This is a genomic window from Agarivorans sp. DSG3-1 (assembly GCF_046774965.1).
In the GTDB taxonomy this organism is placed as follows: Bacteria; Pseudomonadota; Gammaproteobacteria; order Enterobacterales; family Celerinatantimonadaceae; genus Agarivorans.
Genome location: NZ_CP177241.1, coordinates 795,418 through 821,579, shown reverse-complemented (window position 1 = coordinate 821,579; position 26,162 = coordinate 795,418). Strand labels below are relative to the sequence as shown.

The 26,162-nt window shown below is 45.6% G+C and carries 17 protein-coding genes; 10 read left to right on the top strand and 7 right to left on the bottom strand.

The annotated features are described in order from the left end of the window. Positions 1–57: 57 nt before the first annotated feature. Positions 58–960, top strand: a complete 903-nt coding sequence (locus ACLD71_RS03825; protein ID WP_411993074.1) for a DMT family transporter — start codon at positions 58–60, stop codon at positions 958–960. Positions 961–1,059: 99 nt separating this feature from the next. Beyond that, positions 1,060–1,326 carry a DUF2498 family protein gene (locus ACLD71_RS03820; protein ID WP_235836234.1) on the top strand — a complete coding sequence of 89 codons (267 nt, stop codon included), beginning with the start codon at positions 1,060–1,062 and terminating at the stop codon, positions 1,324–1,326. A 4-nt stretch (positions 1,327–1,330) separates the two neighbouring features. Here ACLD71_RS03820 and ACLD71_RS03815 read toward each other — a convergent pair whose 3' ends face one another. Continuing rightward, positions 1,331–2,968 (bottom strand): glycoside hydrolase family 13 protein, encoded by a 1,638-nt coding sequence (locus ACLD71_RS03815; RefSeq protein WP_411993072.1) that lies wholly within the window; start codon positions 2,966–2,968, stop codon positions 1,331–1,333. Positions 2,969–3,434: 466 nt separating this feature from the next. Between ACLD71_RS03815 and ACLD71_RS03810 the strand changes: the two genes are divergently transcribed. Then, on the top strand, positions 3,435–5,765 hold the full coding sequence (locus tag ACLD71_RS03810; RefSeq protein ID WP_411993070.1) for a starch-binding protein: 2,331 nt from the start codon (positions 3,435–3,437) through the stop codon (positions 5,763–5,765). 60 nt (positions 5,766–5,825) lie between these two features. Here the strand turns inward: ACLD71_RS03810 and ACLD71_RS03805 are convergent, their stop codons facing one another. Further along, positions 5,826–7,508: an FAD-dependent oxidoreductase gene (locus ACLD71_RS03805; RefSeq protein WP_411993068.1), complete on the bottom strand. Its 1,683-nt coding sequence runs from the start codon at positions 7,506–7,508 to the stop codon at positions 5,826–5,828. 241 nt (positions 7,509–7,749) lie between these two features. Between ACLD71_RS03805 and ACLD71_RS03800 the strand changes: the two genes are divergently transcribed. The 3 genes from ACLD71_RS03800 to ACLD71_RS03790 are packed head-to-tail and all read left to right on the top strand — an operon-like array spanning position 7,750 to position 8,903. Then, complete coding sequence (locus ACLD71_RS03800) at positions 7,750–8,049, top strand: ArsR/SmtB family transcription factor (RefSeq protein WP_137674058.1); 300 nt, start codon at positions 7,750–7,752, stop codon at positions 8,047–8,049. Positions 8,050–8,068: 19 nt separating this feature from the next. Next, positions 8,069–8,497 (top strand): YeeE/YedE family protein, encoded by a 429-nt coding sequence (locus ACLD71_RS03795; protein ID WP_411993066.1) that lies wholly within the window; start codon positions 8,069–8,071, stop codon positions 8,495–8,497. Further along, on the top strand, positions 8,490–8,903 hold the full coding sequence (locus tag ACLD71_RS03790) for a YeeE/YedE family protein (protein ID WP_137674056.1): 414 nt from the start codon (positions 8,490–8,492) through the stop codon (positions 8,901–8,903). Before ACLD71_RS03795 ends, ACLD71_RS03790 begins: the two co-directional genes overlap by 8 nt. Positions 8,904–8,962: 59 nt before the next feature. Here ACLD71_RS03790 and ACLD71_RS03785 read toward each other — a convergent pair whose 3' ends face one another. Continuing rightward, a complete protein-coding gene (locus tag ACLD71_RS03785; RefSeq protein ID WP_137674055.1) occupies positions 8,963–10,153 on the bottom strand; it encodes an ROK family transcriptional regulator in 1,191 nt (396 codons plus the stop codon). Positions 10,154–10,672: 519 nt separating this feature from the next. On the opposite strand from ACLD71_RS03785, the gene ACLD71_RS03780 reads away from it, so the two are divergent. Then, positions 10,673–11,356 carry a substrate-binding periplasmic protein gene (locus ACLD71_RS03780; RefSeq protein ID WP_411993063.1) on the top strand — a complete coding sequence of 228 codons (684 nt, stop codon included), beginning with the start codon at positions 10,673–10,675 and terminating at the stop codon, positions 11,354–11,356. Positions 11,357–11,443: 87 nt separating this feature from the next. Here the strand turns inward: ACLD71_RS03780 and ACLD71_RS03775 are convergent, their stop codons facing one another. The 4 genes from ACLD71_RS03775 to rep all read right to left on the bottom strand — a co-directional run bounded on the left by ACLD71_RS03775 (position 11,444) and on the right by rep (position 21,196). Next, entirely contained in the window at positions 11,444–14,515 is a 3,072-nt protein-coding gene (locus ACLD71_RS03775) for an alpha-amylase family glycosyl hydrolase (protein ID WP_411993062.1), read from the bottom strand. Between the two features lie 68 nt (positions 14,516–14,583). Continuing rightward, the gene (locus ACLD71_RS03770; protein ID WP_411993060.1) at positions 14,584–17,589 is read right to left on the bottom strand and encodes an alpha-amylase family glycosyl hydrolase; all 3,006 of its coding nucleotides are present in this window, start codon (positions 17,587–17,589) and stop codon (positions 14,584–14,586) included. Between the two features lie 274 nt (positions 17,590–17,863). Then, entirely contained in the window at positions 17,864–18,967 is a 1,104-nt protein-coding gene (locus tag ACLD71_RS03765) for a phosphotransferase (protein ID WP_411993058.1), read from the bottom strand. A 204-nt stretch (positions 18,968–19,171) separates the two neighbouring features. Further along, the gene (gene rep / locus ACLD71_RS03760; protein ID WP_303511522.1) at positions 19,172–21,196 is read right to left on the bottom strand and encodes a DNA helicase Rep; all 2,025 of its coding nucleotides are present in this window, start codon (positions 21,194–21,196) and stop codon (positions 19,172–19,174) included. A 169-nt stretch (positions 21,197–21,365) separates the two neighbouring features. On the opposite strand from rep, the gene ACLD71_RS03755 reads away from it, so the two are divergent. Genes ACLD71_RS03755 through ACLD71_RS03745 form a run of 3 tightly spaced genes read left to right on the top strand, consistent with a single transcriptional unit; the run spans position 21,366 to position 26,153 of the window. Then, positions 21,366–21,932 carry a TetR/AcrR family transcriptional regulator gene (locus ACLD71_RS03755; RefSeq protein WP_303511524.1) on the top strand — a complete coding sequence of 189 codons (567 nt, stop codon included), beginning with the start codon at positions 21,366–21,368 and terminating at the stop codon, positions 21,930–21,932. A gap of 16 nt (positions 21,933–21,948) precedes the next feature. Then, the gene (locus ACLD71_RS03750; protein ID WP_137673314.1) at positions 21,949–23,070 is read left to right on the top strand and encodes an efflux RND transporter periplasmic adaptor subunit; all 1,122 of its coding nucleotides are present in this window, start codon (positions 21,949–21,951) and stop codon (positions 23,068–23,070) included. Between the two features lie 11 nt (positions 23,071–23,081). Continuing rightward, the gene (locus ACLD71_RS03745; protein WP_137673315.1) at positions 23,082–26,153 is read left to right on the top strand and encodes an efflux RND transporter permease subunit; all 3,072 of its coding nucleotides are present in this window, start codon (positions 23,082–23,084) and stop codon (positions 26,151–26,153) included. The last annotated feature ends 9 nt before the right edge of the window (positions 26,154–26,162 follow it).

Sequence of the window (26,162 nt, the reverse complement as noted above, 5' to 3'; positions counted from 1 at the left end):
CGCTAGCGAGTTATGCCGCATACACTTGGCGTTTTAGTCGTAAATATTAATGTCTTGATGAAAACACAAACTAAAGCCTATGCCTTTGGCATTTCAGCAGTGCTGATGTGGTCTACCGTAGCCACCGCATTCAAACTAGCGCTGCAATGGCTAACTCCAATTCAATTGGTGTTATTGGCTTCTATTAGCTCTATTTTATTGCTGACTGGCGTATTGCTATGGCAGCGAAAACTGCCTTTGGCTTGGGTTTATGCTAAGCAGCGGCCGGGCTTTTTTATGTTGGTAGGAGCCATTAATCCTTTTCTTTATTATTTGGTGTTGTTCAAAGCTTACGACTTGCTACCCGCCCAGCAGGCTCAATCACTAAATTACACTTGGGCAATAACCCTGGCCTTATTGGCGGTGCCTTTTTTAAAGCAGCAATTACGAAAACAAGATGTAATTGCCATGGCGTTAGGGTATTTGGGCGTATTGGTGATAGCCACGCGAGGAGACATCCTCGCCATGCAGTTTGATAGTGTTCCGGGGGTATTACTGGCACTGTTTAGCACCTTATTGTGGGCCGGCTATTGGATCATTAATACTCGAAATAGCGGGGATCCGGTGGCCAGTTTACTGGTAGCCTTTTGTTTTAGTTTGCCAATGGTGTTGTTGTATTGCTGGTGGAGTGATGGCTTACCCACTTGGAATGCCAAAGCCTGGCTGGGTGCCGCATATGTTGGGTTATTTGAAATGGGCATTGCTTTTGTTTGTTGGGTGCTTGCGCTTAAATTTACTCATAACACCGCAGGTATCAGTAACCTGATTTTTATCTCGCCATTTTTGTCCTTGTTTTTTATTGCCTATTTTTTAGGTGAACAGATTGAATCGGCCACTTACATAGGATTGTTGTTAATAATTAGTGGCTTATTGATTCAGCAATGGCGCAGTAAAACCAAGCCCTTAAGCGCTGATAAATAGTTGCGTATTTTGTTATTTATTTAAGCTGAGAAAAGCGCCACAAGTTTTGATCTTAGCGCTATTGCCGGTGGATGCATCTGTGTATGCTAAAGCACAACATTGAGCGATGATCTAGGTGTAATGACTAAACAAACCATAAGCCAACAAGCGCTGATCGATATAGCCAATCAGCTACTTCGCGAACACGAAGACTACATTCCCGGCATTGAAGTGCGCGACATTTCTCAACATGGAGATGTGCTTACTTTTAAAGGCGAAGCCTTTTTAGACGATGACTTACTGCCTACCACAAATAGCCCAAAGGCCTTTAATTTGTATAAGTGGTTATGTCACCGCTTATCCGAGCAATATACTCTTAGCGAGTAAGTCTTTAGCGAATGCTTAGCGCAAAAACTATCGCTTGATAGGGCGCTAAGCGCAGTGCTTCTAAATCACTGACTAATTCATCATTCTGCTGAAGGTTATTTAGCACCACTTTTTCCACCGACAAATTCAATCTAATCTGTTGCTCTTGCTCACTCACATTCGCTACCACTAACAAGCGTTGCTGCTGATGCTGCCGCACATAAGCAAATACCTGCGGGTGTTCTGCTAATAGCAGTGCAAAATCACCGTAGATGAGCGTGTCTGAATATTCCGCTGACTTGCGCAAAGCAATCAGCTGCTGATAGTGGTAAAACACCGAATCTGCTCTATCTAACGCATTCGCCACGTTGATATCCGAATAGTTAGGATTAAGTGCTAACCAAGGTTTGCCCTGAGTAAACCCTGCGTTAACACTATTGCCCCACTGCATAGGCGTACGAGCGTTGTCTCTGGCGCTGGAATATACACCTTGCATAAACTGTTGGTGGCTGAGACTTTGTTGTTCTAGCACTTTTTCTTGGTAACTATTTTTTATCTCAATGTCATCGTAGTCATCTAGGTCCTCAAACCGTACATTGGTCATGGCAATCTCTTCACCCTGGTAAATATAGGGCGTGCCTTGCATCCCGTGCAGTAAAGTGGCTAACAACTTAGCGCTGCGCTCTCGATATTGGCCGTCGTTACCCCAACGGCTAACAATGCGCGGTAAGTCGTGGTTGTTCCAGAAAAGCGCGTTCCAACCATCGCCATCAAAACAGGTTTGCCATTTACTCATCACCGCTTTTAATTTAATAAGATTAAAGGGCTGAACTTGCCATTTACCATGTGTTGGGTGCCAATCTATCGAGGCATGTTCAAACTGAAAAACCATCGACAATTCTTGTCGTTGGGGGTTGGAATATAACTTGGCTATTTCTGGGGTGGCGCCCCAGGTTTCACCCACCGTGACGAGAGGTTTGTTGGCAAAACAAGCTTGATGCATTTGCTGCAGAAGTGGGTGTAAGCGTGGGCCGTTTTCAGTAATGCCTTGGTCGATTTGTTTGCCAATTAGATCGATGACATCTAAGCGAAACCCGGCAACACCTTGCTCTACCCACCAAGAAATCATTTGCTGTATTTCTGTCGCTACCTTGGGGTTTTCCCAGTTTAGGTCTGGTTGGGCATCAGCAAATAAATGACAGTAGTATTGCTTAGTGGTGTTGTCGAACTGCCAAGCAGGGCCGCTAAATATTGAACGAATCTGGTTAGGTTGATCTCGCCAAATGTAATAATCACGATAAGGATTATCGCGGCTTTGTTTGGCTTGCTGAAACCACTGGTGCTGATCAGAGGTATGGTTCAATACCAGATCCATCATGATGCCAATATTATGTTGCTTGGCTGTGTGAATCAGCGTTCGCATGTCGGCCATGCTGCCAAAGCGTGGATCAATGGCTTGGTAGTCGGCAATATCGTAGCCGTTGTCTTTCATTGGCGAAAGGTAAACTGGAGACAGCCAAATTAAATCAATTCCGAGTTTTTCTAAGTAGGGGAGTTTACTGATTATTCCGCGAAGATCGCCGTTGCCATCACCGCTACTATCACAAAAACTACGTGGGTAAATTTGATAAACAACTGCTGAATGCCACCACTGCTTTTCCATTAGATATTCCAACAAACTTGGCTGTAAAGTGCCATTGTAAAGCTTTGTTGTACTTAGACATAGAGAAGAGCAGATAGAAAATAAAATGAAAAAACATAATTAACTATGGATAAAAACACTTGATTAAGTGTTAAATATGGAAATCACTTACAGTTAAATAAGTTGCTTATCTTACTAATGTTACAAAATATCAGAATAATTGTTTGAAGTTTGATCGCTGTCAAACATCATCTATCGTAATGGTTTTTATTTGTGACTAATTGCTCAATAAATGAGCCGTCCTGCCCATTGATTGAAAAATGAGCGTAGATTAGTTTTTGAGGTAAATTGACTACGGATAGTTAAGGTTAAGTTTTACTTGTGGTTCTCTCCAACAGTTGGTCTACCGCCTCACCGCAAAAAACACCATAGAGTGGCGGTGATGTATGTCTAAAGAGACGCTCAACGATTACATGGGAAAGTAACAATGAGAAAATTTAGCAAACTCGCCACTAGCGCTCTGCTAGCTGGTGCGGCGCTGGGCTATGCGTCCACCGCCATGGCGGCACCAAGAACCGCCTTTGTACACCTCTTCGAATGGAGTTGGGAAGATGTAGCACAAGAGTGTGAAACCTTCCTTGGCCCTAAAGGCTTCGCCGCTGTGCAAGTCTCTCCACCTAACAAGGTCATCGGCGGTAACGCCTGGTGGACCCGCTACCAACCAGTGAGTTATGCCTTTGAAAGCCGCAGCGGTAATCGCGGTCAATTTCAAGACATGGTGCAGCGTTGTAAAAACGTTGGGGTAGATATTTATGTAGACGCAGTGATTAACCACATGGCGGCCTACGACAGAAACTTCCCTGAAGTGCCTTACGGGCCGAATGATTTTAACTCTTGTACTAGCGATATTGACTACGGCAATCGCTGGCAAGTGCAAAACTGTGATTTAGTGGGTTTGAATGACCTGAAAACTAGCTCTGATTATGTTCGTCAGAAAATTGCAGACTACATGAATGACGCCATCGGTATGGGCGTTGCCGGTTTTAGGATCGACGCTGCTAAACATATTCCAGCAGGTGATATTGATGCCATTAAAGGCAAGCTAAACGGTAATCCTTATATCTTCCAAGAAGTGATTGGTGCTGGCGGCGAGCCGGTTCGTCCTACTGAATATACCTACATTGGTGATGTAACCGAATTTGCTTATGCTCGAGCGATTGGCCCAGCCTTTCGTGATAGCAACATTGCGTGGTTAAGAGATGTGAGTAACCAAATGGAGCTATCGAGTTCTGATGCGGTTACTTTTGTTACTAACCATGATGAAGAGCGTCATAATCCAAATGGCCCTATTTGGCATGGTGTACAAGGTGACGGTTACTTCTTAGCCAATGTATTCACCTTAGCTTACCCTTATGGTTATCCAAAAATCATGTCGGGTTACTACTTTAACGGTGACTTTGATGCGGGCCCTCCAGGCAGTGGTGTACACACGGGTAACGCTTGTGGATTTAATGGCGGCAACTGGGTATGTGAGCATAAGTGGCGCGGCATTGCCAACATGGTGGCCTTCCGTAACCATACTGCTGGCGAGTGGCGAATCACCAACTGGTGGCAAGGTGGTAACGATCAAATCGCCTTTGGTCGTGGTGGTTTAGGCTTTGTTGTGATTAACAAACGTTATGGTAGCAACATTAACCAAAGCTTTGATACAGGCATGCCTGATGGCCAATACTGTAATATTATTGAGGCTGACTTTGATGAAAGCACCGGCCAATGTAATCAAGCAGCAGGCTCAAGTGGCCAAGCAACCATTACCGTAAGCGGCGGACAAGCTAACTTTACTGTAGGTGGTGATAGCGCGGCTGCTATTCATGTTGGTGCTAAAATTGGTGACGTATGTACTGGCGCAGATTGCCCATGTACCTCTAACTGTAACACCGATCCTAAGCCTGCTACTCCGGTAGCGGCTACATCAATTTGTACTTCTGAGAGCCTATCAACGCTTTATTACTGGGGGGCTCAACCTGCAGGAAGCCTAAGCGATGCAAGTTGGCCTGGTGTGGCAATGCAAACTAATGGTGACTTCAAGTGTCATGATTTGGGTGCAGAGCTTACTAGCGTTAACGCTATCTTCAGTAACAGTGGTGCAAACAAAACAGCAGACTTAAGCGTTGCTGGAGCTGGTTGCTATAAAGGCGGTGCATGGAGCACTTTAGAGGCCTGTGGCTTTGAAATTACCGGTGATATAACCCCTGATCCTGTTGGTGGCACTGAAGTGTGTTACGACAACCAAGCTGGCTTTAACAATCCAACGCTTTACTACTGGTCTGTTAGCGCAGAAACAGCGGTAGCTAATGCGCAGTGGCCTGGTGTAGCTATGGTGCAAAAAGACGGTTACTACTGTCATGACTTTGGAACCAAACTAAGTAGCCTAAACATTATCTTTAATGATAGTGGTGCTAACCAAACAGGCGACTTAAATACTACTGGCGATAGTTTGTGTTATGTAGCGGGTAGCTGGGTAGCGTCAACTAACTGTGTAGGCGGAACTAATCCAGATAATGGCGGTGATGAAGTGTGGTTCTTCCGTGGAACCGCCAATGCTTGGGGTAAAGCGCAGTTAGATTACGATAGTACGAGTGGCTTGTATTACACCATTCAAAGCTTTAGTGGCGAAGAAGCACCAGCGCGCTTTAAAATTGATAGTGGCAATTGGACAGAGGCTTACCCTACTGCCGATTACCAAGTATCAGACAACACCACTTACCGCATTAACTTTAATAGTGCCAGCAAGGCTATTACGGTAAACGCACAATAAGCATTTTTATGCGTCTCAGCTTTTGCCCGGTTTAATACCGGGCTTTTTTATGGCGGCTATTTAAGCTTGGTTGGCTAACCAGGTTTTGTATCCACCGCTAAGGTTTTTGGCGGTAAAACCATTGTTAACCAGTTGACGATACGCCACATTTCCGCGTAAACCTACCATGCAATAAATCAATATTTCTTTATCTTTTGGCAGCTCGTTAATACGTTCGCGAAGCTGATCCACCGGAATGTTTATTGCCCCAGGAATCGCTCCCAGTTTGTCTAATTCGCCGGGGTTGCGCACATCAAGTATTAGCTGTTGAGCGGTGGGTTGGTTGAACTCTTCACTGTGGCACAGTCGAGTATCCCCTTTAATGCTATTTGCCGCCACAAAACCTGCTTGGTTGACTACGTCTTTTGCGCTACCAAAGGGTGGGGCATAGGTAAGTTCTAAATCTTGTAAATCAAATACACTTAAGCCCGCGCGCTGAGCTACGGCAATAACATCAATGCGTTTGTCTATGCCGTCTTTGCCTACCGCTTGGGCGCCATAAATTGCCCCAGTTTTTGGGTGAAATAGTAACTTGAGGTTAATGGGGTGAGCGCCAGGGTAGTAGCCAGCATGACTGGCTGCATGCACGTACACTTTGTCGTAGTCTAGCCCTTTACGTTGTAAGGTTTTTTCATTTAAACCTGTAGAGGCCACGGCTACATCGAAAATCTTACAAATGGCGGTACCTTGGCTGCGTTTATAGTGTTCGCCCGCACCAAAGATATTGTTGGCTACCATTCTACCTTGGCGGTTGGCCGGCCCAGCTAAGGGAATCAGAGCCGCATCACCGGTAACAAATTCGGGGTCTTCAATGGCGTCGCCTACGGCAAAAATGTCTGGATCTGAGGTTTGCAGCTGGCTATTAACTTTTATGCCGCCTAATTCACCTATCTCAAGCTGCGCTTGTGTGGCCAAGCTCGTTTCAGGTTTAACGCCAATTGCCATAATCAACAACTCGGTTTCCAGTAATTCACCGTTACTAAGGCGCAGTTCTAAGCCGTGTTCGTCTATGGCTGCGAGTTCTTCGGCTGATTGTTGCTGGCTAGGGAATACCGCTTCTAGTGCCACACCTAAACGTAAATCTACGCCGTGGTGTTGCATTTCTTGGTGTAGCGGCGTGGCCATTTCACGATCTACTGGCGCCATTACTTGGGCAGATAGTTCAATTAAGCTGGTGCTAATACCACGTTGAATCAGCGCCTCTGCCATTTCAATGCCGATAAAACCCCCGCCAACCACTGTTGCGTGTTTGGGTTTATTTGCCTCAATATTAGCAATGATTTTGTCCATATCTGGAATGTTTCGTAGCGAGAAGGTCCGAGAGTTTTGAATCCCAGGGATGGGTGGAACAATTGGAGAAGCGCCTGGGCTAAGTACCAGTTTGTCGTAAGACTCTTGGTAGTTTTGTTGGGTCGTAAGATCGCGAATGGTGACCGTTTTTTGTTTACGGTTGATGCTAACGACTTCGTTCATTACCCGTACATCTACGTTAAATCGAGCTTTAAAACTCTCGGGGGTTTGCAGCAACAAGGCGTCACGCTGCTCAATATTGCCGCCTATATGGTAGGGCAAACCACAGTTTGCAAAAGAGATATAGGGGCCACGTTCCAGCATAATGATTTCTGCTTGTTCACTTAATCTACGCGCTCTAGCGGCCGCTGATGCGCCGCCTGCTACGCCGCCTATAATTACAATCTTGGTCATGTTGCTCTCCCACTATTTAAATCAAATAAATGTATAAACAAAGCTAGTGGTGACAGCCTAATCAAAGCCTGAGCGTCCACTGTTGATATAGATCGTTAGTGAGCCATTAGATGGCTCACGAATTTGAAATTACTATATATTAGTCTAATCTAATTCTCAATATGCTAATTAAGTTTAATTTAATTTAGGTTTGACTAATCTAATGGGGTTTGTATAATTCCTGATAATTGAGGAGGTTTCAATGCCTGCAAGAAATGAGTTACATGAGCAAGCCAGTATGGTGAGTGAGTACTTAAAAACCATCGCTCATCCTGATCGTTTAGTAGTGCTGTGTTTATTACGAGAGGGTGAAATGAGCGTGGGTGAACTGCGTCAACATAGCCAAAATAGCCAGTCGGCATTTTCGCAGCATTTAAAAGTACTGCGTGAACAAGGTTTGGTGGCAGTGCGCAAGCAAGCGCAAACGGTGTTTTATTGTATAGCCGACCCCAAGGTGAAAACCTTGTTAGCCGGTTTACAGCAACAATTTTGTAGTGAATGAAATGAGCTTGGAGTAAGTAATGACAGATTTTACCCCTTGGAGTGCGCTCGCGGGCGGCATGTTATTAGGCTTCTCGGTCTCTTTATTAATGTTACTTAGTGGTCGTACTGGCGGTATTAGTGGCATTTTAGGGGGGATTTGGGGAGCCTCGCGCAATGAGTGGCCTTGGCGACTTGCCTTTATTGGCGCAATGGCGGCGAGCTTTTTATTTAACCCCTTATTGGGCTTAAGTGAGGCGGCCTTGCCTGATTACTCCTTGGCTTGGTTAATTGCAGGTGGCCTAGTGGTGGGCGTGGGGACTCAACTAGGGAACGGTTGCACCAGTGGTCATGGTATTTGTGGGATTGGCAGATTTTCTTTGCGCTCAATCGTGGCAACGCTAGTGTTTATGACAAGCGCTGCCTTGGTTGTTTGGTTAACCGGTGGTTTAGGAGTTGCGCATGTTTAAAGTACTGGTGGGTTTGTTGACTGGCTTACTATTCGGCCTTGGTATGAACGTGTCGCAAATGGTTAATCCTTACAAAGTGGCTAACTTTTTAGATGTAACTGGGCATTGGGATGCGAGTTTGGCCTGTGTGATTGGTGGTGCGCTGTTAGTATTTGTGCCGTTTTATCACTTGCTAATTAAACCGCGCAGCCACGCGGTAAACGGTGAAGCTATTCAGTGCTCAACACAAAAAATACTTACGCCTAAGCTACTTATTGGCGCGGCTATTTTTGGCATTGGTTGGGGCATGGTGGGTATTTGTCCGGGGCCGGCTGTGGCTAGTTTATTACGCGGTGAAGCGGCGATTTACTGGTTTTTGCTCAGCATGATGCTAGGCCATTATGCGAGTAAGCGAGTCTTTAAGTAAGTTGAATACCAAACTAAAAAAGGGAGCTGAGCTCCCTTTTTTGATTACGCTACACGTGGTTAGTCGGTGTGTTGCTGCATAATGGCAATCATGCCAATGCCGGCCATGTCTTCATCCCAATTGTATTTTTCTACCACGTTATCGACATTGTGATAAGGCAATAGATTTTCAGATAGGGTTTTAGTCATCGACTCTTTCATATAGTCAAAGGCACGTACCCCAGGGCCTGAAATAACAATTTTTTGCGGGTTAAATAGTGCCATTACATTGGCTAAGCCCATGCCTAACACCGTACCAGCTTGAGAAAAAATGTGGCTCATAGCTTGATGTTCATCTTCGGCTAGCTTATTAAGATCGAACATTTGCTTTTCAGAAGGGTGCAACATGTCGGTGGGAGGCAAGTTATACACTGCGCTTGCGTCGCGATAAATCGCGTAATCGCCAACGTAGGCTTCAATACATCCGCGCCCTCCGCAACGACACTGTGGGCCATTTAAGCTAAATTTAGTATGGCCAAACTCAGTAGCGGCTGAGCCAGCATCTTGATAAAACTCACCATTTACAATCAAGCCCATGCCTACCCCATAACCCAGTTGAATGGCGACAAGGTTATTTACTTTGCTATAGCGGGGCAGGCTTTTTAAAGCCACTGCTAAACAGTTTGCGTCGTTGGCTATAAATACTGGCAGTTGCGTTTGTTGTGCCAGTAAGTCAACTAACTCAAGTTGTTGGTCTTTAACGGCAGGGCTCCACAATATACCTTCACCGTGGGGCTCTATAACCCCTTGAACGGCTAAACCTAAACCAAGTAACTTACTGCGTTCAACTTTATGTTGCTGAATAAACTCTTCGATAGCTTTGGAGAGGGCGTCTACTAACTGGGATTGATTGAGCGTTACCGTTAACATTGAAAGAGTCGCTTGCGCGATAATCGCGCCAGATGTATCACCCAACATAAAGCGTACTTCGTTAATCGATAGTTTAACCGCTAGGTAAAATGCCGCTTGTTTGTTTAGCTGCAGTTTTACTTTAGGGCGGCCACGACCACTGCTGGGATCCAATACAACATTCTGTTCAACAATAAAGCCTTGTTGCACCAACTCCGAGGTTATTGAGGTAATGGTGGCCGGGCTTAGTTGGGTGAAATTACCTATCTCAACCCTAGCAAGCTCGCCATGTTGACGAAGGGTTTGAATGATTTCCCGGCGATTGGCACTTCTGATTAGCTCTGTATCGGTAATTTTTTTCATGTTTTTGGTTAAGTGACTGCTTCCACATTAAAAATACGCGTTTTGCGGCGAATAAGAATTTGTTTCTCGATGAAGTGTTATTTCTGTCACGCTTATCTAAATTGCATATCAATTAAGCGCTGAAATATCTCACTATGAGGTAAGTGACAATATTGTAAATATTGGCGGGTATCAAGAAAAACCCGCCAACGAGGGCGGGGTTTGGAAACTTAGTCCATCAAGGAAAGGAAATGCTGCGAACGGTGAGTGCTGATAAAGGTAATTCTCACTCACCATTCTCTTGTGCAATGCAGCCCTACAACTCGGCTTTGCTGAAACATTGCTCAAGATGATTAAAGCTTAACCGCTAAGTTTGTTTTATAAAATTATGAAACTTTATTGCGCTATTAACGGATTTGATTAGCGAGGTGTAAATCACCTTATGAAAGTCTTAGCGCTTTGCAAAAAATTCATTACTCAGCGCTTAAGCGACTAAACTTATGAGGGGAGCTGGATGCTACATAAGGAAGAGTGTCATTGATGAAACCGCGACTGAAATTCTGCTGCGCTTTATTTGTTGCTTGTTTATTCACCGCTCAGGCGCAACCTTTGCGCTTGGTTACTCACCATTTACCGCCCTATCAAATCGTTGACGGTGATGCCTTAAGCGGCAGAACAGTGAGCATTATGCAATGTGCCATGACAGAAGTTGGGGTTCATTATGAAGTGGATGTTAGGCCAATTGGCCGTGCCGAAAAAGAGCTGAAAGAAGGAAAATTTGACGGTTTATTTATTCTTAACCAAACGGCCGAGCGTGATGATTTTGCTAAAGCAAGCGATCCTTTAGTGGTCACTTATCGCAGTTTGTTTAGTTTGCAAGAGGTTGAGTTTGAGACTAACAGTGCTGAAATGAAAGCCATGAACATAGGTGTATTACATGGCTCTGCAATGCACAAGTGGATGACTAAACATCAATACACCAACGTACAGTCACGCTACGATTACCATATATTATTTGAGTTGCTACAACTGGGTCGATTAGATGCTGTAATGGCGCCATTTGACACCTATTATGTTGAGCTGGAACATGGCCATATCACTCAAGAAATTGCGGTTAAGCACTTACGAGAAGCAAACCTCTCGGCTTATTTTAATTTTAATTGGTTGGAGAAACACCCCCAGTTTTTACCGCAGTTTAATACGGCTTTAGCAGCGTGCCGTTAACACTCTCATTTCGCGGATTTATGTACTTTCTATCTCGAATAAGAAAAGCCCGAGCAATTGCTCGGGCTTTTTAGTCAGCGTTATGGTTTATTTAGCTTGAGTAAACATAGTCACTGCTGAGCCTTCTACTTGGGTATTACCCGATAAGCCACCAGCGTTAGCCGCACCATAGGCATCAGCTACCTTAGTCCAGCTACCTGCCGGTAAACTTACGGTTTGATTATTTCCGCTGTTATACACAATAAACAGATTATGGCTATCACTTGGGTCTGTGATGTGGCCAGTAATCACCTGCCCACCAAATTGGTCTGGGCGGCTCACATTTAAGTACTGAGCCACTTCTTGGCTAGTATTCATGCGTAAACCTGCGTGCTTACGGCGTAATTCAATCAGCTGCTTAAAGTAATTGAATGTGGCGATATTGTCTGCTTTGTTTGACCAACGAATGGCATTGAAACTATCTGGCGCATTGTAGGTATTGTGAGTACCGCCGTGAGCCCCGTAATTCCAAGCTGAAGGGTTACTAATTTGCTGGTTATTGGTTTTAGTTCGAAGGAACTCATCGCCAGCGTGAATAAAAGGTATGCCTTGGCTAGTGAGTACCATGCCCATGCCAAAATTAACTACCCGCTTGCTGTATGTGAGATCGCCAGGAGGATTAAAGCTAATCACCTGATGCGAGCTGTTTTGCTGCACGTTACTCGAAGTGCTTAAGTACACCTTATCCCACAAACCAAAGTTATCGTGAGCCGAAATGTAGTTAATCGTTTGCTCTGGATCGGCAGCATAATTGCGGAACCAAGTGCTGTTTCGGCCGTCGTTTGGATTGTAGGGAGAGCCTTGGAAGCCATCATAAATAGCCCAACCCGATTCAGCCGCATCTACATTATTAAACATGTAGCCGGTGCGAGCATCATCGTTTGAACCTTTTAGTGACTCACGGAACGCGCCGTTAAATACACCGATATGTTCGTCAGCCATATGATGGGTGGTGCCGTAACGTACTCGTTGCCCTTCTAACGGATCGGTAGCATAGCCGTTCCATGGTTCGCCATAAATTAGCAAGTTGCGGTCGGCGAATTGATTGTTAAGGTGACGACCCCATTTTTCTACTTCTTGGTAAGAAAAAATACCAATCAAGTCGAAGCGGAAACCATCAATACCGTACTCATCTACCCAATATTCAAGCGAGTCTTGAATCATTCGACTAACCATGGGGACATCGGCATTAATTGAGTTACCTGTGCCCGATAAGTCGGTAGCGGTGTAATATTGGCCAGAAATGTTTTCAAACATTTCATCGTCAAAGGTGTGGTTGTACACCACATCCATCACCACTCGAATACCGGCTTTATGGAACTCGTTTACCATGGTTTTAAATTCACGGGCACGGGCTTCATAATCAGTGGGTACGCTTGAGTAACGCTCCTCGGGTACATTGAAGTTTCGAGGATCGTAACCCCAGTTGTAACATGGGTCGCTATCGGGTAAACCGTCACAGGTAGCAAAGTCATATACTGGTAATAGCTGTACGTGTGTTACGCCAAGCTCTTTAAGGTGGTCGATGCCGGTTTTCACGCCATTATGGGTGGTGCCTGCTTCTACCATGCCTAAGTATTTACCGTTGTTACCAGCACTTACGCCAGCGCTTGCATCAATAGTGAAATCACGCACGTGCACTTCGTAAATAATTGCATCTTCGCGCTCAATCAAACTTGGACGCGCTGCCCAGCCTCCTGCTGGTTCGGTGCGGCTCATATCCATTACAATGTTAATGGCTTCATAATCACCGGTACCCGGCTGTACCATTTTTCCGTAAGGGTCGCGAACCTGCACGCCGTTAATCAAAAAGGTATAAGGGCTAAGGTGCAAATCGCCTTCTACGGTGGTTTGGTAGACCTGGCTGTAACCAGCAAAATCATTCACTGCTTGTAAGTTGTGCTCTACGCCGTTTACGACCACTTTTACATTGCTATGATCTGGTGACCAAATAGAAAACGTTGTGCTGGTTGCTGAATACACTGCTCCTAAGGTTTCTGTGTCGGTGCCGCAGTTTGATTCACAGCCCTGTTTGTCTGTGGTGACAGCTTTAGATACTGCGTTAAAACAAATCTTGTAGGTAGAGTTGGCATCAACCAATACATCAGCGCTTGGGTAGTTTTCTGTCCAATCGCCAAAATGGTCAATCTTGAAGCGTGGATTGTTACTGCCAAAGCTTTGCGTTGTACAGTAATTGTCGTTACCGGCACTCGCCATCAATGTGGTTTGCCAATCGTTCGACGTACCACGGAAGTACCAGCTATCTGTTGGTGCATCGGTAATGATGTAATCAAAGCTGCTTATCGCAGAATTACCTGAGGCATCTACCGCGAAAACCTTGAGGCTTAAATCTACGCCATCAGCCACTACATCGGTAGCGTTAAACGTGAGGCCATTACATGGGCTAGAATTGGCAGATGGCGTCGAGCCATCAGTGGTGCAGTAAATTGCTGGTGCGTTATCTTGATTATCACTCACGCTTAAACTAATTTGCTGAGCACTGGTATAGGTGCCTGCCGCTGGATTGGCGCTCACACTAGGTGCTTGAGTATCTTCGCTGTTTACTGGCGTAGCAGTAATGGCTTTTGAGCTGGCGTTAAAGCAAATGTTATAACTTGCGTTGCCGGTGACGGTAAAGTCAGCCGTTGGGTAGGCTTCATTCCAATCGCCATAATGATCAATTTTGAAACGTGGCTCGTTATTGGCAAAACTTTGAGTGGTACAGAAGTTAAGATTGTCGGTACTGGTCATGGCGGTAGCCGCCCAACCATTAGACGTGCCGCGATAGAACCAGCTGTCTTTTGGAGGCTCTACGTCACCACAGCTGCTGACTTCAGTGGTGGTTATGTTTTTGCTGTCGCTAAAAAAGCGGATGTCGTAGCTTTTGTTCGCGTCAACGCGTACATCATCACCGGGGTAGGCTTCGTTCCAATCACCAAAGCGATCGATCTTGAAGCGCGGGTCGTTGTCGCCAAAGCTTTGGCAAGTTGAAAACTCTGTCGCAGATACGGTTTCTAATGCGCTGGTTGCCCAGCCATTGCTGGTACCGCGGTAGAACCAATCAGCTTGTGCTGCGCTACTGGCAGCTAACAAACCGATCAATAATGCTGAATATTTCATAGTGTTAACTCTTCCATAGTTAAACATGCAGGCCTAAGCGCACTTAGGCCTGAATGAGATATAAACGCTTACTGTTTGTCTAAAACCACAAAACTATTTGCAGGCACGTTAACTGAATGGCTGCCGCCAGATACAGTAACAATTTGCTCGTTATAGCTTGCTGCATTAGTGTTTGGAGTGATTAGGCGATAGCTGCCGTTGCTCAGGTTGCTAAAGGTGTAGCTGAACGCACTACCTTTGGTGAGCGCAACATAGGCGACTTCAGAACCGTTATCACGTTTAAAGGCGGCGTGGTCACCATCAAGCAACAAGTCCGTTTGTTGACCTTTCTGAATCGCCTTAGAGGAGCTACGCAGGTTATTAAGCATTTTTAGATGCTTATATAGCGTTGGCTGATTGGTTTTGGCGTAGTTAATTCCTTCTGAGCCCAACATCCAGCGTGCCACTACATCGTCTTTCTCGGTAGTGGTGATGTAATGTGGCCAGCTTGAATACAATACTTCGGTACCGTAAAACACTACGGGTAATCCGCGGAACAAGTACACAAAGTTCAAGTTGTTCATGTACTGAGTTTCGCTAAGAATACCGTTGGCGCGAGTTACATCATGGTTATCAACAAAGGTGGCTAAATACGTTGGGTCGTAAATCCCCGAAGCATCGCCATCTGCGCCTGCAATGCGGGCATAACCATTACCGTCTTCGAAACCTGCTTCGCCTTTAAAGGCTTTGCCCATCCAACCTGGGAAGTCCATCGATGAACCGTGTAGATCCAGCATGTGGAACTTCTTGCCTTGGCCATTGTAGATAAGATCTACCGCAGATTTACGATCGCCAGTCCATGCTTCACCAGCCATGTAGAAGTTGTCGTTCCCTAAGCTGCGCGCGTGAGCGTCCATCTCAAGGGTAAAGCGCTCCCAAAAATCAGCGGTCATGTAAGACACGGTATCAATTCGGAAGGCGTCTACGCCGTGGTCAATAAAGCGCTTATAAACATTAATTAAGTGCTTAGTGGCATTTTGGTCGTCATCACCGTGTTCATTGAAATCAAGTAAATCAATCAACCAAGTATTGCCGGTGCTGGCATAGCTAAAGAAGCCATTTTTAGCGCCGTCCATGTAAGGGTCGTTGGTTTCCCAGTTCCAGGTTTGACCATCCATTTTAATTTCAAGTGCACGGTCGGCCCACTTACTTTTTGAACCCACTACCGATGAACCTGGCTGACCATGGTTCACCACAATATCTAGCATAATTTTCATGCCGCGTTCATGCAGTGCATTTACCAAGGCGTCAAAACCTGCCCAGCCGTCATTGTCTTTACCAAGAGAATGTAGGTGTGGGTCAATTTTATCGAAGTCGTAACCCCAATAACCATGGAAAGCCGAAGCTTCATAGTCATCACTGGCGTTAAAGCGACGACCTTCTGGTTGTTTAACTACAGGGGTAATCCAAATGGCGGTAAAGCCCATGTCTTGGATGTAATCTAGGTTGTTGATAATGCCTTGGAAGTCACCACCGTGGTAGTAAGACAATGGTCCGGTCTTACTGGTATTGGTGTTGTACTTATCGGCTTCACCGTTGGGTAAGTATTCATCGCCCCAGATGTTGTTGTTGGTCGTGTCACCGTCGGCAAAGCGGTCAGTCATAATGAAGTAAACATTTTCTTCACGGAAATCGCCACTGGTGGTGATGGTTGGGTCAATGGTGTAATTAAAGGTAGTTATACCTTGGTTACCATTGGCATCTACTGCGAGTACTTTCAGCACTAAATCAATGCCGCTATCCACTACATCGCTGGCGGTAAAGCTTTGCTGACTACATTCCGCTAACGCTGCAGTAGGTAGGCTATTGTCGGTGGTGCAATAAAGCTTAGGCGCTGGGTCTTGGTTATCCGTCACACTTAAACTAATTTGCTGAGCGGTCGTGTAACTGCCGCCCGATGGATTCGCGCTCACCACTGGTGCTTTAGTATCTTCACCCTCAATCTCGGTGGTGGTGATTTGCTTGCTGGTGGCGTTAAAGCAAATATCGTAGGTGGTATCAGGGCTTACTGTTACATCGGCCGTTGGGTAGTTTTCGGTCCAGTCACCAAAGTGGTCGACTTTAAAACGTGGGTCGTTGTTACCAAAGCTTTGAGTGGTACAGTAAATATTGTTGTCGCTGGTGGTCATCAGCGTAGTTTGCCAGCCATTTGAAGTACCACGGAAGTACCAAGTATCGGCCGGAGCATCGCTAATGGTGTAGTCAAAGCTGCTTACTTCTGAATTACCGCTAGCATCTACTGCTAATACTTTTAGGCTTAAGTCCACCCCATCTGCCACTACATCACTGGCAGTAAAAGTAGCGCTATTGCATTGGGCTGAGGCTTGAGTGGGGACTGAACCATCGGTGGTGCAGTAAATACTCGGCGCACTGTCTTGGTTGTCTGTCACGCTTAAGCTAATTTGCTGGGCTTCTGTGTAACTGCCTGCAGCTGGATTAGCACTCACCGTTGGCGCTTGGGTATCTTCACTGCTGGTGAGGGTTGCGGTGATTTGTTTTGAACTGGAGTTAAAACAAATCTGATAACTGGCATTTCCGGTTACCGTGAAGTCTGCTGTTGGGTAAGCTTCGTTCCAATCACCGTAGTGGTCAATTTTGAAACGTGGTTCATTGTTGGCAAAACTCTGTGTAGTACAGAAGTTTAGGTTGTCGCTACTGGTCATGGCAGTTGCTGCCCAACCATTTGATGTTCCTCGGTAAAACCAACTATCGGCTTGCTGAATTACATCACCACAAGAGCTCACTTCGCTAGTGGTAATGTTTTTGCTGTCACTAAAAAAGTGAATCTCGTAGCTTTTGTTGGCTGCTACTCGTACATCTCCGTTGGGGTAGGCTTCATTCCAGTCGCCAAAACGGTCGATTTTAAATCGTGGGTCGTTGTCTCCAAAGCTTTGGCAGGTTTTGTATTCGGTTCCTGAAACTACTTCTAGGGGAGTGGCCAACCATTGGTTTGGCGTACCCCTAAAGTTCCATTCGGCTGCCACGGGCGCAGACAGCAACGTCGCCCCCGCGAGAGCGATCGATAACTTGTTCATGGATCCTTTCCTTATACTGTTTTTGCTGTTTTTATAAACACCCTGTTATGGCGAAAATTTTGTAGATCCGCTCAACAAGGGTGAATTGAATATCATTTTTATAGTTGTAAGAGCTCTGAGCAGATCAATCTGCTATTCAGGGCTCTTTAGCATGGTAGAGAAAAAACATTAAGGAAGGGTAAAAAATGTACAGAAGTGTGATGCTTTCATCACAAAGGCATCAGTTATACTTGATGCCTTTGTAAACAAAGCTTAACGGTATGAATAATCTAGGCTATTTCTGTTGATACTGGGCCGCAAGGCTGCGGTAATCTTGGTATTTTTTGATCAGGTCTACTTGCTCAAGGCCGGCATTATCAAACAGTAATGCGCCGTTGTTTTGTAGCTGAAGGTAAACCGTTGCCGCCATGGTAATCACTTTATCGATGCGTTTTAAGGTCATTGGTGTGCAGCTTTTTCCGCTTATGTCATCAGCAATGTCTAAGCAGTGCGAACGAAAGCTTTCGGCAACAAACAGGTTCTTTAATGAGCGCTCGTTATCTAAGGCGTATTCCCAACGTTCTATAATGTCAGTTTGCCATTGAATGATGGCTGGCTGAGCATAACGTTGTTTTAGCCAAATCAGCTTTTGAGTATAAACGTCTAGCGCGGCTTCTTTTAGCTCACGATAAATTGCAAGCTGGTCGGCGGCCGTCATTACGTCTTGATAGCGTAACAAGTAGCCAAATACATTACGGGTTTCTAGGCGCTCTGCTGCATGAAAAGCAGGGGCATCGAGGCCGTCGCTATTGTAGTGCTCAAGCGGATTATAGGTATACATGTAGCCAAAATCGAACAGGTGTATCTGGCGACCATCGTAAATAATGTTACCTGGCGACAAATCCCATTCCATTAATCCAGCTTGCTCTAAGGCAAATTGAGTGGCAAAAATTTGGCGGAAAATCTCGCGACTAAAGCTACACAAGGGTTTGCCATCAATCCAAGGTGACAATATAAACCCAAGGCGATAGTTGGCGTAAAGCGTGGTCACCACATGGGTAAATGCTTTGGCAGTAGCCGGTTGATCTTTTAGTGCCTGAATATCGCGACGGCGTTGAACTTCGTTAAGAAACGAGGTTTCGCCATCAACATTATGCACCAGCGCTTTTGGGCGGCGGCGTTTAAGGTTGTAGTGGCGACCGTTAATACATAGGTGCAGCACAACAGCGGTAAGCCCACCATCAAATACCTCAACTACGTATTCTGAATCTATGTCTAAGGACGCAAGTTGTTCCGGAGGCAAGGGACACGCAGCTGCGTTGCCCACCACGATATTTTGTTCCCCTTGTTGAAAATGCAGTTGCGCCTGCTGGCGTTGTTCAACGAGTGCATTCATCATTGCGCTCCATCCTTGTTTACAGTTTTGTGAGTTTATTCTCATAAATCCTTGGAGTAAGGCGCTTTATTGAGATGAAAACCGTTTCGATCACAAATCTATTGCGCCCATACAAGGTTATTGGCGCAGGATCACATTTAAGACCATTGATTTTAAATGCTGAATAAGATAATTGGATGAATTTTAAGAGTGAATTAAGGCCTAAGGCTATTTTTTCTGGTTGAGGGCTGCACGCAATGCGGCAATACCTATGTTGCCTTTCTCTTGGCGTTCTTCTGCGGTTTCTTTTTTACGGCGCTGTTCCCATACCAAATCATCTTGAGGCAATTCGTATAAAAAACGGCTGGGCTCAGGTTTGATTAACTCGCCAAATTGGCGACGTTCTTTAGTGAGGGTAAAAGTTAACTCTCGTTGAGCGCGGGTTATGCCTACGTAGGCTAGGCGACGTTCTTCTTCTACGTTATCTTCATCAATACTGCTTTGGTGAGGCAATAAGCCTTCTTCCATACCGATGAGGTAAACGTAAGGAAACTCCAGACCCTTAGACGCATGTAAGGTCATTAGCTGAACTTGATCGCTCTCTTCATCTTCTTCGCCTCGTTCCATCATGTCGCGCAAGATAAGGCGATTAACCACTTGCGGTAAGGTCATAGGCTCGTTGTCGTTATCACCCTCCAGCATACCACTGACCCAACGAAACAACTCCGAAACGTTTTTCATGCGCATTTCGGCAGCTTTAGGGCTAGGGCTGGTTTCGTAGAGAAAATCTTCGTAATGAATATCACGGATCATATCGCGCACGGCTTGTAATGCATCACCACGCTCTATGCGCTCCGACAAACTTAAAATCCATTGGCTAAATTGATTTACGGCATTCAATGCTCGATTGGGCAAAATGCTGGTCATGGCGAAGTGGGTGGTGGCAGCAAACAAACTTATGTGTTGTTCGTTAGCGTAGGTTCCCACTTTTTCCAAGGTTGTTGGGCCAATTTCGCGGCGCGGGGTATTGATGATGCGCAGTAAGGCGTTGTCGTCGTCTTGGTTCACCAGTACGCGCAGGTAAGCCATTATGTCTTTAATTTCTGCGCGCGCAAAAAACGAGGTACCACCGCTAATCTTGTAGGGGATACGGTTGTTCATTAAGGTTTTTTCTAATAAGCGCGACTGGTGATTGCCGCGATACAAAATTGCGTAGTCTTTGTAGCTGGCATTGTTCATAAAGCGATGACCAATTAGCTCGGCCACCACTCGCTCTGATTCTTGCTCTTCGTTCTTAGCAAACAAAATCTTTAAAGCTTCGCCGTAGGCTAGCTCTGAGAACAGCGATTTTTCGAAAATGTGTTCGTTGTTTTCAATCAAGATATTGGCGCATTTTAAAATACGCTGAGTAGAGCGATAGTTTTGCTCCAACATAATCACTTGCAGGGCCGGGAAGTCGGTTTGTAACTGCATTAAGTTTTTAGGCTGAGCGCCACGCCATGAATAAATGCTTTGGTCGTCGTCTCCCACTACTGTAAAACGAGCTCGTTCCTGGGTAATCAATTTTACCAGTTGGTATTGGCTGGTATTGGTATCTTGGTATTCGTCGACCAATAGGTATTGAATGGTATTTTGCCAGCGTGAGCGCACGGCTGCATCGTGGGTCAGCAGCAGAGTAGGCATTAAAATCAAATCGTCAAAATCGAGCGCGTTATAGGCGGTAAGTTGGCGTTGGTAAGCCTCGTATAGTTGAGCAAACAATTGCTCTTGTTCGCTTTGCCCAGTTGCGCGGGCAACCGCTTGCTGCGGCAGAATTAGGTCATTTTTCCAATTAGAAATAGTGCTGATCAGCTGTTTAAGCAAATCTTTGTCACCTTCCAACTGTTTCTCGGTGAGCTCTTTGAGCAAGGCCATTTGGTCTTGGTCGTCAAACAGCGAAAAGTTAGGTTTAAGTTTAAGGCTTTTATATTCCTTACGAATAATGTCTAAACCCAAGGTATGGAAAGTACATACTCTTAACCCGCGAGCTTCTTTGCGCCCCATTGTTTGGCCGACACGCTCTTTCATTTCTCGAGCGGCTTTATTGGTGAAGGTTACCGCTGCGATGTTTTTTGCTTTGTAGCCACAGTTTTGGATGAGGTGAGCAATTTTATTGGTAATTACCCGCGTCTTACCACTGCCTGCACCAGCCAATACTAGGCAAGGGCCAGAAACAAAATTAACGGCTTTATCTTGAGCGGGGTTTAACTTCACGGAGCATTCCTTCTAAACGGGTCGGGCATTTTAGCTGATCGAGAGGGGCTGATCTACGTAAACAGAGACCTTTAATAAAAGTAAATTTTTTAAAAATGAACAATTATTCATTGATTGTTTTTTGATGATGCCTATAATCGCGTTCAACAACTGAATAAACGTTCATTTTATGATTCCCGATAAACACTTACGTATTTTAATGGCAGCCGAACACTTGATTGAGCGAGGCGGCATTGACGCTTTATCGATGCAGCGTGTGGCCAAAGAAGCGAAAGTGGCTGCTGGCACTATCTATTTGTATTTCAAAGATAAAGACGAACTAATGGCACAGTTGCATGAACGCAATTTGCGTTTGTTTACCGATGCTTTTTTGGCGGGTGTAGACGCGAATGAAGGGTTAAAAGAGCAACATCGCCGTTTGTGGCTTAATGCCCTAAACTATCATTTAGCCCATGTGAACGTGCAGCGTTTATGGGTGCATTTAGAAACCTTACCGAAGAATGCACATCATAAACAATTGATTATGGAATTATTCGAACCTGTAAAACTTTTTTTCTCGAGAGGTGTCGAAGAAGGTTGCTTTAAGGCGCTTCCGGGAGAAATGCTTTATGCCTTGGCATTTGGTCAAATACACGAAATTTGTCGGTTCTCTTTTTTTAGAGACGTAACATTTACAAAGCAAGACATGGATGCCGCGCTTTTAGCTAGCTGGGATGCTATCACCATACACCCTTAGTTTTTGGAGTTGGGAAATGAAAAAATGGATGGCAATCATGCTAGTCCTTACAGTGATTCTGTTTGGTAGTGTGTTTGGTTTTTACTTGTTTAAGCAGAAAATGATTGCCCAGTTTATGGCTAATCGTCCGGTGCCTGAAATGCCTGTAGAGGTGGCCTTGGCCAGTTCACAAGATTGGCAGCCAGCGATTGAGTCAATTGGTTTCATTGAACCTTATCAAGGGGTGAACATCACCAGTTCGGTAGCCGGTTTGGTGACAAAAATTCATTTCTCATCGGGTGACACAGTGCGAGCGGGTGAATTGTTGGTGAGCTTAGAAGCTGATGTAGAAAAAGCCAATTTAGCCAGCGCCACCGCCAAACTACCTGCGGTTAAACGCCAAATGGAGCGAAATAAATCGCTACTTGAGCGTGGTTCGGTATCGCAAACCCAATTTGATGACTCAGAAGCTAATTACTTAGCCTTGGTAAATGATATTGCGGCCTTAAAAGCCACCATTGAACGTCGTGAAATTCGTGCGCCCTTTAGCGGTGTAATGGGGATTCGCCAAATCAACCTCGGCCAATATGTGCAAGCGGGTGATGATATGGCGCGTCTAGAAAACCTAGACCATATGTTGCTGCGCTTTATTGTGCCGCAAAAAGATATCTCATTGATTACCTTAGGCACCGAGATTGAGCTTAACTCTGATGCTTACCCAGATCAGTGGTTTAAAGGTCAAGTCACAACCATTGAACCGACCGTTGATCCACAAAGTGGTGTGGTTCAGGTGCAAGCTACTATTCCTAATACCGAGGGGCAATTACGCTCAGGCATGTATGCCAGCGTGCGCATTTGGCAGCCAGTTCAAGCCAATCAGATTGTGGTTCCTCAGCAGGCTATTTCCTTCTCATTGTACGGTGAGTCTTTATACGTTGTCGAAAGCCAAACTGCCGAAGATGGCAGCGAAACCTTGACTGCAACGCAGCGTACTATTCAAGTGGGCGAGCGCCGTGGCGATGTAGCTATCATCAAGAAAGGAGTAGCAGCAGACGAGCAAGTTGTGGTTTCTGGTCAGGTACGCTTACGCAATGGGGCTTTGGTGCGCATTGTTGAAGATAGCTTCTTGAACCGCGATCAAAATCTGCCAAAAGACTAGGAGCTTAGGTCATGAAATTTACCGATGCCTTTATTCGGCGACCCATCTTATCTCTGTCTTTGAGTTTGTTGCTGTTAATTGTTGGTGTTCAATCAATCTTTAAGCTTCAAATTCGCGAGTACCCAGAGCTTACCAATACGGTGATTACCGTTAGTACCGCTTATTACGGTGCACCCGCAGAGGTGATTCAAGGTTTTATCACCCAGCCTTTGCAGCAGTCGATAGCCGAGGCCGATAACTTAGATTTCTTAGAGTCTAACTCGTCGATGGGTAGCAGTACCATTACTGCTTATATGAAAACTGGTGCTGACCCAGATGCCGCTTTGTCTGAGGTGATGGCCAAGGTGAACGCGGTGCGTGCCCGTTTGCCTAGCGAAGCCTTGGACCCGAACATTTCGCGTTCAACCGGTTCTAGTACCTCAATTATGTACATCGCCTTTAGCAGTGATGAACTTAAAGCTCCGCAAATTGTAGATTACGTAAACCGTAATGTGCAGCCGCAAATGGTGACCATTACCGGTGTGGCTAAAGCAAACGTTTATGGTCCGCAGCTGTCGATGCGAGTGTGGTTAGATCCGGTTAAATTAGCTAACCATAAATTGACCGCTGCTGAAGTGGTTAGTGCTTTGCAAAACAACAACTTTCGCTCTGCGCCGGGCCAAGCCAAAAGTCGTTTCTTCTTGTATAACGTAGAAGCGGATACCGATTTAAAAACGCGGGCTGAGTTTGAACAGCTAATTGTTGCTCGTAGCGATAACGGTATTGTGCGCTTAAACGACGTCGCTGAAGTTGAGCTGGGTTCTGCCCGCGAAACGGTGCGTGCTAAAGCTGATGCCAAAACAGCGGTAGTAGTAGCGATTGATCCAACGCCTACGGCAAACCCGCTAACGGTTGCGCAGTTAGTGACTGCGATGTTGCCAGATATTGAAGCCAATCTGCCAGACAGCTTAGGTATGAAGGTGCTCTACGATTCGACCGAATATATTGAATCGTCGATTAATGAAGTACTCACCACCATTGTAGAAGCGACCATTATTGTGGTGGTGGTTATCTTCTTGTTTATGGGTAACTTGCGGGCGGTGCTGATACCGGTAATTGCGATTCCGCTGTCGTTGGTGGGTGTGTGTTTAGCTATGCAAGCCTTAGGGTTCTCGCTTAACTTACTGACGCTGTTAGCCATGGTATTAGCCATTGGACTGGTGGTGGACGACGCTATTGTGGTGGTGGAAAACGTTGACCGGCATATTCGCCAAGGCATGAACCCCTTTGATGCTGCGATTGTTGGAACGCGTGAAATCGCCTTGCCGGTGATCTCGATGACCATTACTTTAGCGGCAGTATACTCACCGATTGCTATGGTGGAAGGTTTAACTGGGGTGCTGTTTGCTGAGTTTGCGCTTACCTTAGCGGGCGCGGTAGTGGTATCGGGCTTTGTTGCACTAACTTTGTCGCCGGTAATGTGTTCGGTATTGCTTAAACACAATCCTAACCCTGGCCGTTTTGAAGTAGGTGTTCATAACTTCTTAGACCGCTTAGACAGTGGTTACGACAAAATGGTGGGTGCGCTGCTTAATCGTCGCCCAGTAGTGGTGGTATTTGCGATTATTGTTATGGGGTCTTTATACCCATTACTGCAAATTATCCCCACCGAATTAGCACCTGCAGAAGATAAAGGTGCGGCGATGATTATGGCGAACGGCCCTGCCGGCGCAAACATCGATTACATGGACCAATACACCACTGAAGTAGGCCGTAGAGGTTTGGCTTTAGATGATATTGCTGGTTCATTTACTCTGGCCGGGATCCCAAGTGCTACACAAGGTTTAGGGTTTTTGAATACCACGGTGTGGGATCAACGCACCATGGATCAAGATACCTTGGTTAAAGCGATTCAAGCTGAAACCGCCGACATAGCTGGTGTATCAGTCGCGTCATTCCCGCTGCCGGTTTTACCGGGTGCAAGTGGCGGTTTCCCTGTGCAGTTTGTGCTGCAAGGCACCGGTGATTACCGTACTTTGGTGAGCTTGGCGCAAGAACTTCAACAAGCGGCCATGCAAAGTGGTTACTTCGTATTTACCGATTTAGATACTAAGTTCCAAACGGCGACCCTCGATATTAAAGTTAACCGCGATAAGGCAGGTGCTTATGGGGTGAAAATGGCCGATATTGCTAGCACCTTGGGGACCTTAATGGGTGACGGTTACATTAACCATATTAACTACGATGGTCGCTCTTATGAGGTGATCCCTCAGGTGAAGCGTGAAGATCGCCTAAGCCCAGAGGCTATTGGTCAGTTTTACGTGAAAACTGTGGATGGCAGTCCAGTACCATTGGTTAACTTAATTGAGTGGGATTTAACTGGCCAGCCAGATTCACTATTGCAGATGAACCAAACTAACTCGGTCACTTTAAACGGTGCATTAATGCCTGGTCAAACCATGGGTGATGCCTTGAAATTCTTGGAGCAGAAATCAACGGAGATACTGCCTAAAGGTTATGGCTTCGAGTACAAAGGCGAGTCTCGTCAGTTTGTGCAAGAAGGCTCGGCGCTTTATGCCACCTTTGGTTTAGCCTTAGCGATTATCTTCTTGGTATTGGCCGCGCAGTTTGAAAGCATACGTGACCCACTGGTGATTATGGTGTCGGTGCCACTAGCAATTTGTGGTGCCTTGCTAATGATGGGCTGGGGCTTAGCGTCTCTCAATATCTATACCCAGATTGGTATGATCACCCTAGTGGGTTTGATTACCAAACACGGTATCTTGATGTGTGAAGTGGCTAAAGAGCGCCAGATCCTGAAAGGCGAAGATAAAATTACCGCTATTCGTCATGCGGCACGTATTCGCTTACGAGCGATTTTGATGACCACTATCTCAATGGTTGCTGGCCTTATTCCTCTGTTATTGGCAGTTGGTCCGGGTGCGGCAGCGCGTTTCGATATTGGTATGGTAATTTGTGCAGGCCTGTCGATTGGCACAGTGTTTACGCTGTTTGTATTACCGGTAATTTATTCATACTTAGGCGCTAATCATAAAGCGGTGCCAAGTGTTGAACACTTACAAGGTGAAACCGTCGCCGATTAATCTTGGTGA

Excerpts from the sequence above, each read along its gene's own strand:
- ACLD71_RS03825 (WP_411993074.1), top strand. The coding sequence starts at position 58 with ATGAAAACACAAACTAAAGCCTATGCCTTTGGCATTTCAGCAGTGCTG.
- ACLD71_RS03815 (WP_411993072.1), bottom strand. The coding sequence starts at position 2,968 with ATGGAAAAGCAGTGGTGGCATTCAGCAGTTGTTTATCAAATTTACCCA.
- ACLD71_RS03810 (WP_411993070.1), top strand. The coding sequence starts at position 3,435 with ATGAGAAAATTTAGCAAACTCGCCACTAGCGCTCTGCTAGCTGGTGCG.
- ACLD71_RS03805 (WP_411993068.1), bottom strand. The coding sequence starts at position 7,508 with ATGACCAAGATTGTAATTATAGGCGGCGTAGCAGGCGGCGCATCAGCG.
- ACLD71_RS03800 (WP_137674058.1), top strand. The coding sequence starts at position 7,750 with ATGCCTGCAAGAAATGAGTTACATGAGCAAGCCAGTATGGTGAGTGAG.
- ACLD71_RS03795 (WP_411993066.1), top strand. The coding sequence starts at position 8,069 with ATGACAGATTTTACCCCTTGGAGTGCGCTCGCGGGCGGCATGTTATTA.
- ACLD71_RS03790 (WP_137674056.1), top strand. The coding sequence starts at position 8,490 with ATGTTTAAAGTACTGGTGGGTTTGTTGACTGGCTTACTATTCGGCCTT.
- ACLD71_RS03785 (WP_137674055.1), bottom strand. The coding sequence starts at position 10,153 with ATGAAAAAAATTACCGATACAGAGCTAATCAGAAGTGCCAATCGCCGG.
- ACLD71_RS03780 (WP_411993063.1), top strand. The coding sequence starts at position 10,673 with ATGAAACCGCGACTGAAATTCTGCTGCGCTTTATTTGTTGCTTGTTTA.
- ACLD71_RS03775 (WP_411993062.1), bottom strand. The coding sequence starts at position 14,515 with ATGAAATATTCAGCATTATTGATCGGTTTGTTAGCTGCCAGTAGCGCA.
- ACLD71_RS03770 (WP_411993060.1), bottom strand. The coding sequence starts at position 17,589 with ATGAACAAGTTATCGATCGCTCTCGCGGGGGCGACGTTGCTGTCTGCG.
- ACLD71_RS03765 (WP_411993058.1), bottom strand. The coding sequence starts at position 18,967 with ATGATGAATGCACTCGTTGAACAACGCCAGCAGGCGCAACTGCATTTT.
- ACLD71_RS03755 (WP_303511524.1), top strand. The coding sequence starts at position 21,366 with ATGATTCCCGATAAACACTTACGTATTTTAATGGCAGCCGAACACTTG.
- ACLD71_RS03750 (WP_137673314.1), top strand. The coding sequence starts at position 21,949 with ATGAAAAAATGGATGGCAATCATGCTAGTCCTTACAGTGATTCTGTTT.
- ACLD71_RS03745 (WP_137673315.1), top strand. The coding sequence starts at position 23,082 with ATGAAATTTACCGATGCCTTTATTCGGCGACCCATCTTATCTCTGTCT.